The organism is Paenarthrobacter sp. CM16 (genome assembly GCF_013179505.1).
In the GTDB taxonomy this organism is placed as follows: domain Bacteria; phylum Actinomycetota; class Actinomycetes; order Actinomycetales; family Micrococcaceae; genus Arthrobacter.
In genome coordinates this window covers 1-12,165 of sequence record NZ_JABMCX010000146.1, presented here as the reverse complement: position 1 = coordinate 12,165, position 12,165 = coordinate 1, and the positions used below count along the sequence as shown (strand labels likewise).

9 protein-coding genes, 1 tRNA gene and 1 other RNA gene are annotated in these 12,165 nt (G+C 64.2%); 6 read left to right on the top strand and 5 right to left on the bottom strand.

Going from position 1 to position 12,165, the window contains the following annotated elements:
• Positions 1 to 212 precede the first annotated feature (212 nt).
• The 3 genes from HP499_RS13815 to HP499_RS13805 all read right to left on the bottom strand — a co-directional run bounded on the left by HP499_RS13815 (position 213) and on the right by HP499_RS13805 (position 3,142).
• Positions 213 to 695: a glutathione peroxidase gene (locus HP499_RS13815; protein ID WP_026548300.1), complete on the bottom strand. Its 483-nt coding sequence runs from the start codon at positions 693 to 695 to the stop codon at positions 213 to 215.
• Positions 696 to 783: 88 nt separating this feature from the next.
• The gene (locus HP499_RS13810; protein WP_216659994.1) at positions 784 to 2,547 is read right to left on the bottom strand and encodes a M23 family metallopeptidase; all 1,764 of its coding nucleotides are present in this window, start codon (positions 2,545 to 2,547) and stop codon (positions 784 to 786) included.
• 217 nt (positions 2,548 to 2,764) lie between these two features.
• A complete protein-coding gene (locus HP499_RS13805; RefSeq protein ID WP_172324606.1) occupies positions 2,765 to 3,142 on the bottom strand; it encodes a MarR family winged helix-turn-helix transcriptional regulator in 378 nt (125 codons plus the stop codon).
• A 116-nt stretch (positions 3,143 to 3,258) separates the two neighbouring features.
• On the opposite strand from HP499_RS13805, the gene HP499_RS13800 reads away from it, so the two are divergent.
• Together HP499_RS13800 and HP499_RS13795 are read left to right on the top strand one after the other, a co-directional pair.
• Positions 3,259 to 4,701 (top strand): MFS transporter, encoded by a 1,443-nt coding sequence (locus tag HP499_RS13800; protein ID WP_172324605.1) that lies wholly within the window; start codon positions 3,259 to 3,261, stop codon positions 4,699 to 4,701.
• A gap of 56 nt (positions 4,702 to 4,757) precedes the next feature.
• Positions 4,758 to 5,681: an oxygenase MpaB family protein gene (locus HP499_RS13795; protein ID WP_172324604.1), complete on the top strand. Its 924-nt coding sequence runs from the start codon at positions 4,758 to 4,760 to the stop codon at positions 5,679 to 5,681.
• A 287-nt stretch (positions 5,682 to 5,968) separates the two neighbouring features.
• Here the strand turns inward: HP499_RS13795 and HP499_RS13790 are convergent, their stop codons facing one another.
• Positions 5,969 to 9,442, bottom strand: a complete 3,474-nt coding sequence (locus tag HP499_RS13790) for a bifunctional proline dehydrogenase/L-glutamate gamma-semialdehyde dehydrogenase (RefSeq protein ID WP_172324603.1) — start codon at positions 9,440 to 9,442, stop codon at positions 5,969 to 5,971.
• Between the two features lie 123 nt (positions 9,443 to 9,565).
• On the opposite strand from HP499_RS13790, the gene HP499_RS13785 reads away from it, so the two are divergent.
• Positions 9,566 to 10,495: a LysR family transcriptional regulator gene (locus HP499_RS13785; protein ID WP_026548306.1), complete on the top strand. Its 930-nt coding sequence runs from the start codon at positions 9,566 to 9,568 to the stop codon at positions 10,493 to 10,495.
• A 46-nt stretch (positions 10,496 to 10,541) separates the two neighbouring features.
• On the opposite strand, the gene HP499_RS13780 is transcribed toward HP499_RS13785, so the two are convergent.
• Positions 10,542 to 10,626 (bottom strand) — tRNA-Ser (locus HP499_RS13780).
• 304 nt (positions 10,627 to 10,930) lie between these two features.
• Here HP499_RS13780 and HP499_RS13775 point away from each other — a divergent pair.
• The 3 genes from HP499_RS13775 to dnaX form a co-directional block, all read left to right on the top strand.
• Positions 10,931 to 11,254 carry a hypothetical protein gene (locus HP499_RS13775; protein ID WP_172324602.1) on the top strand — a complete coding sequence of 108 codons (324 nt, stop codon included), beginning with the start codon at positions 10,931 to 10,933 and terminating at the stop codon, positions 11,252 to 11,254.
• Positions 11,255 to 11,343: 89 nt separating this feature from the next.
• Positions 11,344 to 11,440, top strand: an RNA gene (gene ffs, locus HP499_RS13770) — signal recognition particle sRNA small type.
• Positions 11,441 to 11,473: 33 nt separating this feature from the next.
• Positions 11,474 to 12,165, top strand: a 692-nt coding sequence (gene dnaX, locus HP499_RS13765; RefSeq protein ID WP_172324601.1) for a DNA polymerase III subunit gamma/tau, incomplete at its 3' end; no start/stop codon positions are given.

Here is a 12,165-nt window from a genome sequence, read left to right as displayed (position 1 = left end):
CACCAGGTGCAGATCACTCAGGTGCAAAAGCACATGACCTGGTTTGGGGTACTCGGCCTCGATGAGCTCCATGGCTGCCTTAGCGTTTGGTGGGAGACGGCGCCTCCCGTGTCAATCCAGTAGGGCCAATCCAACCAGACAACCAGCCAACATCTGGCTAACATCCGGCGGAATGTTGGAAAATTACTTTCCTCCCTTCCAAATTGATGGCCTTATGCCAGCGCCTTTTCCACTGCGTTCACAAGGTCTTCGGAGTCAGGCTCCACTGTGGATGGGAACCTCGCCACAAGTTCACCCTCCCGGTTTATGACGAACTTTTCGAAGTTCCACTTCACCTTGACCGGCTGGCCGTCCTCATCCTGGGTCAACTCCGCGAAGAGTGGATGTTGCTCCTTGCCCAGGACGTTTGCTTTGCTGGTCAGCGGGAAGGTCACACCGAAATTCCGCTCGCAGAACTCCGCGATCTCCGCATCCGCGCCTGGTTCCTGGCCGCCGAACTGGTTGCAGGGCACTCCGAGGATCTCCAGGCCCTGCCCGCGGTATTTGCCATACAGCTCCTCGAGGCCGGCGTACTGTCGGGTGAAGCCGCATTCGGAAGCGACGTTGACCACCAGGACCGCTTTCCCCTCGAACCGGCCGAAGTCCGCTTCTGAGCCATCGTTGAAGGTGAGGGGAATGCTGTACAGGCTGGTCATGGGATTCGCTTCCTGACGTCGTCGGCTGGCGGGCTTGCCGCCATCGAGCTTACGGGAGCCTGCTTTGGGGCGCGAAACGCAGGAGCCTCTAGGGCGTCGGCGGCAGGACCAGGGTGGAGAGCAGAACCACCGTTCCGTTGGGCAGCCGGACCTTGTCCGGTGCCACCAGGACGTATCCAGGCGGAAGAACCACCGCCGGTGGGGTTGACGGCAGGACAGCAACGGGCGTTGGAGCCGGAACGGGAGCCACTGGTGCCACGGGAGCGGTAGCAGGCGCCACGGCCTGCGTCACGGCTGGAGCGACCGGAGCCGGCGCCACCACTGCAGGAGCCGGAACCACTGCGGGAGCGGGTGCAGCCGGCGCTGGTGCCACAGGAGCGGGAGCAGCCGGCGCTGGAGCCGCCGGAGCCGGTGCCGCAGGAGGCACGACGACGGTAGGAGTCGGCGCGTCCGATGTCACCGGCGGTGCCACGGTCTTCGCTACTGGTGAAGTGACGGTGGTAGTCGCAGCCGGGGCCGAAGTGGTCGGAGAAGGCGTGGGAGTCGGGGTAGCGGTCTGCGTAGGCGTGGCCGTGGGTGAAGCAGTCTGTGTAGGAGTAGGCGTAGCAGTCTGCGTCGGGGTTGGAGTCGGCGTTGCCGTCACGGACGGTGAGGCGGTCGCCGTCGGACTCTGCGTTGGAGCCGGCGTCTGCGTAACCGGCGGCGTGGTGTTGCCCGGCGGCGTGGTGGTGGCAGGCGGAGTCGTGGTGCCCGGCGTCTGCGTAACCGGCGGCGTCGTGGTGCCCGGCGTCGTGGTGGTAGGCGGAACCACCACCGGCAATGGCTCGGGTTCTTCGTGCTCTCCGCCGATGACGGCGCGGTTGGTGCCGTCGGCTACCGGGACGGCCCAGACCGGAGCCGCGGACGTCCCTGTCCCAACACCGGGCTGGTAGTTGACCATGGAGATGTTCTGCAGCGGATCGATCTGCCGCATAGGCAAGTAGGTCCAGCCGTTGGGGTTGGTGTGCAGGCCGTTGACGATTGTCTCGAAGTGGAGGTGGCAACCGGTGGACCAGCCGGTGGTGCCAACCTGGGCAATGACCTCGCCAACGCGGACGGACTGGCCCTTGGTCACGCCGATGGCCTGCAGGTGGTTATAGGTGGTGACCAGGCCGTTGCCGTGTTCGATTTCCACCCGGTTTCCGCCACCCCACAGGTGCCAGCCGACGGCCCTGACCACACCGGCGTCGGCTGCGTAAACGCGCGTTCCGCAGGCCGCAGCATAATCCTGGCCCCAGTGGAACTCCCCGGCCAAGCCCGTCAACGGGCTGTAGCGGTAGCCGTAGTTTGAGCTCAGGTTCAGGACCTCAAGGGGTGCATACAGGGCGCCGGTTGGCGGCCGGGACAGCCCGGCGGAAGCTACCGTGAGGCCGGTGGAGCCATCTTTACTGACGGTTCGGACCATGGCGCGATCGAAGAAGACCATGGGGGTGCCGGGAAGTTGTTCCGGCGGTTCGGGCATGGGATCGATGACCAGGGTCTCGGCCTCCGGCGGCACCAAGGTACCCAAAGCCGTGGGCGCTACGACTCCGTGCGCCAAGGAGTTATCAACCATGCCGGAGGGAACGGCATTGAGCGGTTGGAAGCCAAAAGCGAAGAAGGCAAGGACTGCGAGGCTTCCCGCGATGAGAACGCGACGGAAACCTTCGGCACGGATCAGGTCTACTACCCGGTCTGAATCATGATGCTTGCCCACAAAACACTCCCCAAAAGCCAGCGGCACCAAACCCCAGCCTGGCGTGCAAGCACCATTGTTGCCGGTATCAGAGAAGAAATAAAGGCTTCCCGGATGCTTGCCACGGAAAGGTTCCATCAGTTTTGGCTCAAGATGTCTTGAGCTAGGTTAGGACCCAAGGGACCGGGTCGGTTCCATACCTGACCTCGTGTGCCGGATCCCACCAGGAATGACCCGAAACGACACCATTGCCATCAACCCGGACGGGGAACTGCTGAAGTATTCCGGATTCGTTCCCACCTCCGAAACCATCGGAACGGGCTGGAACATCCTCCGCTCACTCATATAGCAGGGATCAGCCCAGGTTTTCCTTCAGTAGCGCGCGGTGCTCGACGGCGGCCGTTGAGTGGAGTGCGCGGCCGGCGTCAGTCAGTTCCAGGAACAGCGAGCGGCGGTCATCAACGCAGGTTTGGCGCGACACCAGTCCTGCCTTTTCCAGTCGGTCAACCACCTTGGAAACGGCGCTCTGCGTCATGGGGGTGCGCTCCCCCAGTGCCTTCATGCGGCACGCGGATTCTTCGCTTTCGGCCACGAGGTCCAGGATTTCGAACTCATTGAGGCCAATGTCGAACTTGGCTTCCAGCGCGCGGTCGATCGCTCCTGCGGTGCGGAAGTAGGAGTTCTGGATGCTGCGCCACTGCTCAACCAGTTGACGGTCACGCGTCGTTGCCATGTCCCTGATTCTAGTTCATGACGCGATTTGAATCCACGTCATAAGATTCTTCGTCATTCAATGACATGTCATCGTAGTCCTTGTCATTGAATGACGTGTCATATAGATTGAAGCGCATGACATCACCCACCACCCTCAAATCCTCAACTGAGCCGCCTTTGGTTTCAGCCGTTCACTGGACCCGCGCCCAGTGGTTGCTGCTGATGGTCGTCTGCACCGTCCTGGCCCTCGACGGACTGGACGTTTCCATGGTTGGCGTTGCGTTGCCGTCCATCGGACAGGAACTCAACCTTGGAACCGATTCCCTGCAGTGGATCGTCTCCGCCTACGTTCTCGGCTACGGAAGCCTGTTGCTCCTGGGCGGCCGACTCGCGGACCTGTTGGGCCGTCGTCGTATCTTCCTTATCGCTTTGACCGTTTTCGCCGCGGCATCGCTGCTGGGCGGCTTGGTGGACGACCCCGCCATCCTGATCGCCACCCGGTTCATTAAAGGACTCGCCGCCGCTTTCACCGCCCCCACCGGCTTCTCCATCATCACCACCAACTTCGCGGAGGGACGCGAGCGCAACAAGGCGCTGTCCATCTTCACCACGTTCGGCGCCAGTGGGTTCTCGCTGGGCTTGGTGGTGGGTGGTCTCATGACCAGCCTCAGTTGGCGCTGGACGTTCCTGGTCTCGGTGCCGATCGCGGTGGTGGTTGTCCTCCTGGGCATGAAGTTCATTCCCAAGGACAAGCCGTCCGTTGAGGACAGCGGCCACGATGTCTGGGGCGCCGTGACCCTGGCGCTGGGCATGCTTGGCCTCGTCTACACCTTGGTTTCAGCACCGGAGCAGGGCTGGGGATCTGTGGCAACAATCGCCGGATTCGCAGTTTCCGTTGCAGTGCTGGCTGCCTTCGCGGTGATCGAGAACAAGGTCAAGCACCCGCTGATCCGCTTCAGCATCCTCAAGGAAGGCTGGGTGGCACGGGCCAACCTCAGTGCGGTGGGATTGTTCGGCTCCTACCTGAGCTTCCAGTTCATCGTCACCATGTACCTGCAGTCAGTGCTCGGCTGGACTCCCCTGGGGATGGCGCTGGCCTTGCTGCCGGCCGGCCTGTTGGTGGCCAGCAGCGCGCCGTTCGCCGACAGGCTCATAGAGAAGTTCGGCGCCACGCAGCTGATCCTGGCAGGCCTCACCGCCATGGGGTTGGGCTACGTCCTGTTCCTCCGCGTCGGCACTACGCCCAACTACGTACTCGACATCCTGCCGTCGGTGATCCTGCTGGGCGTCGGGTTTGCGCTGGCCTTCCCATCGATCAACGTCCAAGCCACCGCAGGGATCAAGGATTCGGAGCAGGGATTGGCGGCCGGCCTGATCCAGACCAGCACCCAGGTGGGAGCCGCCTTGGTCTTGGCGGTCACCACGGCACTGGTCAGCGGTCACGGCCAAACCGCCGGAACCGTCAGCGCCCAAGCCATGCTGGAACAGTACCGGCCGGGGCTCATCCTGAGTGCCGCCGTCGCGATCGCCGCCCTGCTGGTGGCAGCGGCCCCAAGCCGCCGGCGCGTGCGTTCCTAAATTTGTCGGAGGCGTACAGATAGTGCCCCTGTACACCTCCGCCAAATGGAGGTCGAATGGGATGCATGAGGAACTACCTCACCGAGTACAGGCATGAACTGCAGCGCACCTTCACGGGAACGTCGGGCACGCCTCCGGAGTGGGTGCCGCGCCTTGCAGACGGGAACGACGCCGGATATCACCTTCCGGGGTCGGCCGTCTGGGCGGTGCACGGGCACGTTGCCACCATCGTGGCCGGGATCAGGGTGCTGCTGATGCAGGCCCTGCATCCCGGTGCGCTGGCTGGCGTGTACGAGCACTCCGGATTCCAGAAAGACCCCTTGGGCCGGCTCGCCAACACCGTCCGCTGGATCTTCACCGTGACCTACGGCTCCACAGAAGCTGCCGAAGCCGCGACCGCCCGGGTCCGGAAAATCCACGAACGCGTCCGGGGAACCTACCTTGACGGCAACGGCGTGGAGCACGATTACGCAGCCAACGATCCCGAGCTTCTCCGCTGGGTCCACGTCACCTACGCGGACTCCTTCCTTACCGCCAACCGCATCTGGGGCCGGCCTATCCCCGGGGGTGCAGACGCCTACGTCGGGGAATGGGCCGCGGCGGGACGGCTGATGGGAGTTCAGGATCCACCGCTGACCGAAGCCCAGGTCCGTGACGAACTGGAGCAGTGGTACGCCTCAGGGGTCTTGCGGGCCGACGAACGCCTGGTCGAGACGGTTTCCTTCATCCGGAATCCGCCCCTGAGCCCCTTGCTGGCGCCTGGCTACCGCATCCTGTTCGCGGCCGCCGTCGCAAGCCTGGAGCCCAAGTATCGTGACTTGCTCGGCCTACGCGCCCCGCGGGTCGGGCCCGTTCCCTTGCCGGTCGTCACCGCTGCCAGGGCCGTGCTGGGCATGGTCCGGTTTGCCTTGGGCTCCCATGGACCAAGCGAGCAAGCTGCCCGCCGAAGGTTGCAAAGACTGGGTTACGCCGAGGCTTGAGGTGCCTTTCGCTCTCCCCCACCTCCGCCGAGGGGTCAGCTCTCAACCCTTAGGCACCTATCGCTTCTCCCCCACCTCCGCCGAGGGGTTAGCTCTCAACCTTTTCAAGCCCACTTACTGCCGGGAACTCACCCCTCGGCAGAACCCCTAAACCCCGGAGCTCACCCCTTAAAGCCGAAAGCTAACCCCTCGGCGTCAACCCACGTGGTGTGGACGTCGCCGAGGGGTTAGCTCTCAACCTTTTCACGCGCACTTACTGCCGAGAGCTCACCCCTCGGCGGGACTCACTAGATCAGGTGATCAGAGAGGTGGTTCGGGGTGCCGAAGCGGTGGGCGGTGATGGACACAGCCTGCTCGCGGAGGAACGGCAGCATCTCGATCCGGCCGGCCTGGGTCACGGCGCCGTGGTAGACAGCCACGTCAGGTCGTCCACCCATGGCTGCGCTCAGCGCGGCGAAGTCGCCACCGATCAAGCGGATCCGGCCGGCGTCGAAGTTGGCCGCACGGGCCAGCCACGCGGCGTCGTCCTCGATCCGGACGCTGACGCCCAGGTTCGCGAACACGGCCACCACGGCGTCGGGAAGTACGACGGCGGAGCTCACCGTTAGCTTCGAGCCCGCCACTGCGCCGGCTGCCACAACACGGAGCAGTTCCGCGAGACGCTCACCTTCGGAAAGTCGGATGGTGACAGGGAGGGAGCGGTAGCGGAAGACGTTGCGCTCTGCGGACAAAGCGGAGACGTCCTTGCGGGTCCCGAACTCGAATTCCCAGGCGGCGGCATCGCTGAAGAGTGACTGCTGCAGGGTCTGGAGTTCCTCAGCGGACACGTCGGCGGACTTTGCCGCAGCGAGTATCTGCGCAGCAGCACCTTGGAGGACGGTGCCACGCTTTGCCTTGGCTTCGGCGGGGAGCCAGCTGCCCAGGCCGATCAGGTAGTTCGGTCCACCGGCCTTGGTTCCGGCACCAACGGCCGACTTCTTCCAGCCGCCAAACGGCTGGCGCTGGACGATCGCACCGGTGATGCCGCGGTTGACGTAGAGGTTTCCGGCCTGGATGGTGTCCAGCCAGACGCCCATTTCAGCGGAGTCCAGGGAGTGCAGGCCGGCGGTGAGGCCGTACTCGATCTCGTTCTGGATGGCGATGGCTTCCTCGAGGGTCTCGGCGGTCATGACACCCAGGACCGGGCCGAAGAACTCGGTGAGGTGGAAGTAGGAGCCACGCTTGACGCCGGAGCGGATGCCCGGGGACCACAGGCGGCCGGTGTCGTCGAGGCGCTCGGGCTTGATGGCCCAGGTCTCGCCGTCGCCCAGGGTGGTGAGGGCGTTCAGGAGCTTGCCGTTGGCCGGTTCGATGATCGGCCCCATCTGCGTGGTGGCGTCCTCCGGGTAACCAACGGTGAGGGACCGTGCGGCGTCGATCAGCTGGTTGTGGAAGCGGGCGCTCTTGGCAACCGAGCCCACCAGGATCACCAGCGAGGCAGCCGAGCACTTCTGGCCGGCGTGACCGAACGCCGAGTACACGACGTCTTTGGCAGCAAGGTCCAGGTCAGCGCTGGGGGTGACGATGATGGCGTTCTTGCCTGACGTCTCTGCCAGTAGCGGCAGGTCCTGGCGGAAGGAACGGAACAGCTCCGCGGTTTCGTAGCCGCCGGTGAGGATCACGCGGTCAACGCTGGGGTGTGAGACCAGCTGGGTGCCGAGCTCGCGCTCTTCAAGCTGCACCAGTGCCAGCACTTCGCGCGGCACGCCGGCTTCCCAGAGCGCATCCACCATGACCGAACCGGAGCGGCGGGCCTGCTTAGCAGGCTTGATCACGACGGCGGAGCCTGAGGCGAGCGCTGCAAGCGTCGAGCCTGCGGGGATCGCCACCGGGAAGTTCCATGGGGGTGTCACCACGGTGAGGTTGGCTGGGACGAACGTGGCGCCGTCGACCGTTTCCAGGTCCTTGGCGCGCTCGGCGTAGTAGTGCGCGAAGTCGATTGCTTCACTGACTTCGGGGTCGCCCTGATCAATGGTCTTGCCGGTTTCGGAGGCCATGACCTCCAGGAGCTCGGCGCGGCGGGCTTCGAGGACTTCGCCGGCGCGGTGCAGGATGGCTGCGCGCTCGGCGGCCGGACGGGCGCCCCAGGCCTTGCCATGGTCCACGGCGGTGGCGATGATGCGGTCCAGTTCGGCGGCGTCGGAGACCTTGGTGGATTCGACGATCTTGTTGCCGGCGGTGGAGCCGGGGATGCGGCTGAGGATGTCGCGGCCCCATGCCCGGTTGGCAGGGAGGGCGGGGTCGGTGTCCGGGGTGTTGCCGAAGCCCTCAAGCGGCGCGGGCTCTGCCGGGAGACGGCGGTCCTGCTGGCGGTTGGGGCCTGGGACCTCGTCCGTCATTCCGGCCAGGGAGTCCAGGAAGCGCTTCTGCTCGCGCTTGAACAGGGCTTCATTTTCGCTCAGCTCGAAGACTGCGCTCATGAAGTTTTCCTGGCTGGCGCCTTCTTCGAGGCGGCGGATCAGGTAGGCGATGGCGACGTCGAACTCGCCCGGGTGCACCACGGGTGTGTAGAGCAGGAGGCTGCCTACGTCCTTGCGGACTGCCGTGGCCTGGCCGGTCGCCATGCCCAGGAGCATCTCGAACTCAATGGCTTTCGGTCCCTGCTGGGCAATGCCACGCTGCTTGGCAAGAAGCCAGGCGAACGCGACGTCGAACAGGTTGTGGCCCGCTACGCCGATGCGGACGGCGTCGATGCGCTCCGGGGTGAGGGCGTAATTGATGACGTTCTTGTAGCTGGTGTCGGAGTCCTGCTTGGTGCCCCAGGTAGCCAGTGGCCAGTCGTGCAGGGATGCTTCCACCTGCTCCATGGGAAGGTTGGCTCCCTTGACCACGCGGACCTTGATGGGAGCGCCGCCCTGGGCGCGGCGGGCCGCAGCCCATTCCTGAAGTTCCTGCATGGCGCCGAGGGCGTCCGGAAGGTACGCCTGGAGGACGATGCCGGCCTCGAGGTTCTTGAACTCGGGCATGTCCAGGATGCGCTTGAACACCGCGATGGTCATGCTGAGGTCCTTGTATTCCTCCATGTCCAGGTTGATGAACTTGGGCTTGGGGAAGGAGGCAGCAAGGCGGTACAAGGGGGTGAGCTTCTCCACCACGTGGTCCACGGCTTCGTCGAAGGCCCATGGGGAGTGCGGGGCCACGGTGGAGGATTCCTTGATGGAAACGTAGTCCACGTCATCGCGGGCAAGGAGCTTCAGGGTGCCCTCCAAGCGGCGCTGTGCTTCGTGCTCGCCAAGGACTGCTTCGCCGAGGAGGTTGACGTTCAGGTGAACACCGTCCTGGCGGATCTTGGCGATGGCGGGGCCAAGCTTGGCATCGGTGGCGTCCACGATCAGGTGGCCCACCATTTCGCGGAGCACCCGGCGGGCGATCGGGATGACCACTTGCGGGATGATCGGAGCCATGACACCACCCACGCGGACTGCGCTGCGCATGTACCACGGGAGGAACTTGGGCACCTTGGGGGCCAGCTCGGCCAGTTTACGGCCGGCGACCGACAGGTCCTCCGGGCGGATGACGCCGTCGACGAATCCGACAGTGAAGTCCAGGCCGTTGGGGTCCTTCAAGACGCCGGCGAGGCGTTGGGCGGAGACGTCCACGGGGATCTTGCCGGCTTCTGTCAGCCAGTGCCGGACCAAGGCGATGGCTTCTTGCGCCAAGGCATCGAACTGGCCGGAATCCTGGGTGCTCGGGGCGGTGGCATCCGGGATGGTGCTGGTCATGGGGGCTCCTTTTGGGACGGAGAAGTTTGTTCGTTTCCATCAGTATGGATCTACAATCACGTTAGGAAAAGCGATCTTTTCTGACGAATATTGATTACCCATCCCGATCTTTTGGAGGCCGCCGTGCTGGACGTCCGCAGGCTGCGTTTGCTGCACGAATTGAAGATCCGCGGAACCCTCGCGGAAGTGGCCGATGCCATGCAGTACAGCCCCTCTTCGGTGTCCCAGCAGCTGACCCTGCTGGAAAAGGAAGCAGGGGTGGAACTGCTGCGCAAGGCGGGACGCCGCGTGCAACTGACTCCGCAGGCAGAGATCCTCGTGGCACACACAGCGGCGCTGCTGGAAACATTGGAACGAGCCGAAACCGAACTGGCAGCATCACTGTCCATGGTCACCGGCACCGTCCGCTTGGCCGTCTTCCAGTCCGCAGCATTGGCCCTCCTGCCCGACTTCCTCACCATCATGCGCCAGGAGTATCCCGAAGTGCGGGTGGAGATGACCCAGCGCGAACCCGAAACCGCACTCTACGAAACGTGGGCTCGGGACTTCGACCTGGTGGTGGCCGAGCAATACCCCGGCCATGCCGCCCCGCACCACAGCGGGCTGGACCGCGTTATCCTCACCAGCGACGCCATCCGACTGGCCACTCCCCCGGTTGGGCTGGGGGGCGAAACCGTATCCTCCCTTGCCGACACCGCCTCGATGCCGTGGGTCATGGAACCCCGCGGCGCAGCTTCGCGGCACTGGGCTGAGCAAGCCTGCCGGTCTGCGGGCTTCGAACCGGACGTGCGCTACGAAACTGCCGACCTCCAGGCACAGATCCGGCTCATCGAATCCGGCAACGCCGTGGCACTCATGCCGGACCTTGTCTGGACCGGCCGCAACCTGACCGTCCAACTGCTGGATCTTCCGAGCCTGCCGAAACGGACCGTCTTCACGTCCACCAGGACAGCCGGCCGTATCCACCCCGCCACCGCAGCCTGCCGCGAAGTACTGGAACGGGTGGCGGCTGCACAACAGCAGGATGCCGAGCAGCAGGCAGATGCCGGATAGCTTCCGGGAACGCAAAAGGCCCCAGTCCAAGGACTGGGGCCAACCGCGGAGAATGGGGGATTTGAACCCCCGAGGGCGTTAACCCAACACGCGTTCCAGGCGTGCGCCATAGGCCGCTAGGCGAATTCTCCTTGCTTCCGATTCGAAAGCAGATACTACTGTACCTGAGAATTTCAGCATCGTGTAATCGGGCCGAAGAGCCACCCGTGGAAAGCCTCCGAATCCAGCCCGTTAACGGAAAAATGGACGCCCCCAACGCGCCCATTCTTGCGGTACATCGTTGAGCTACCGGGTCCGGCCCCTCGCTCCCAGGCCCCGCAGCTCACAATCTTGAGATTGCCCCAATCGGTGTACATACCCATGGTCCGCTGCGGCCCCGGCTTTTGCAATGGTTGAGACCTGTTTGTAGCCGAACTTTATTGACACGATGTCTCCATGACGCAGTTGCATACCCTGGTTGTTTACGTTCCCGAGACACATATCGAAGAGGTACTTCTGGCCATTGGCGACGCCGGCGCCGGACGAATCGGCGACTACTCGCACTGCGCTTTCACCTCGCCGGGCACGGGCCGCTTCACGCCGCTGCCCGGAGCGCATCCCACTGTTGGGCACGTGGGGATTGAGGAGCAGGTGCCCGAAACCCGGGTTGAGTGCGTGGTTGAGGAGGACAAGCTCGACGCCGTTGTGCGGGCTCTGCGGGCCGCGCACCCTTACGAGGAGCCGGCTTTCATGACGTGGCCGGTGAATGGCTGGCGGTGATTCGGCGCAACCAAGCCACCCGCCGTCGAGCCTTATCCACAGACCTCCGGGCCGATTCGAACCCCAACCCAAGTTCGGGTAAGCTTGTCGACGGCCCCTCATGTGGCGTCATCCTGTTGAACTCCCCCAGGACCGGAAGGTAGCAAGGGTAGATGGGCTCTGGCGGGTGCATGAGGGGTCACTTATTTAAATGTCAGTCTCTATAGGTAGGTTTCACTTGTGACTGTTACAACTGCCCTGTATCGAAGGTATCGCCCGGACTCTTTCGCGGACGTTATCGGGCAGGAACACGTCACGGAGCCGCTGATGACGGCGCTCCGCAAGAACCGTGTGAACCACGCCTACCTCTTCTCCGGCCCCCGCGGTTGTGGCAAGACCACGTCCGCCCGCATCCTGGCACGCTGCCTGAACTGCGCCGAGGGCCCCACCGACACTCCCTGCGGCAAATGCCCCAGCTGCATCGAGCTTGCCCGCGGTGGCTCCGGCTCCCTGGATGTCATCGAGATTGACGCGGCCAGCCACGGTGGCGTTGACGACGCCCGCGATCTCCGCGAACGCGCAACCTTCGCCCCTGTCCGCGACCGCTACAAGATCTTCATCATCGACGAGGCCCACATGGTCACGTCGGCCGGCTTCAATGCGCTCCTGAAGATCGTCGAAGAGCCGCCGGAACACATCAAGTTCATCTTTGCCACCACGGAGCCGGACAAGGTCATCGGCACCATCCGGTCCCGCACGCACCACTACCCCTTCCGGTTGGTGCCGCCGGAGCCGCTGATGCAGTACCTCGAGCTCCTCTGCCGGCAGGAGAACGTTCCCGTCGCTCCCGGCGTGCTGTCGCTTGTCATCCGCGCAGGCGGGGGTTCCGTCCGCGACACCCTGTCCGTCCTGGACCAGCTCATGGCCGGCGC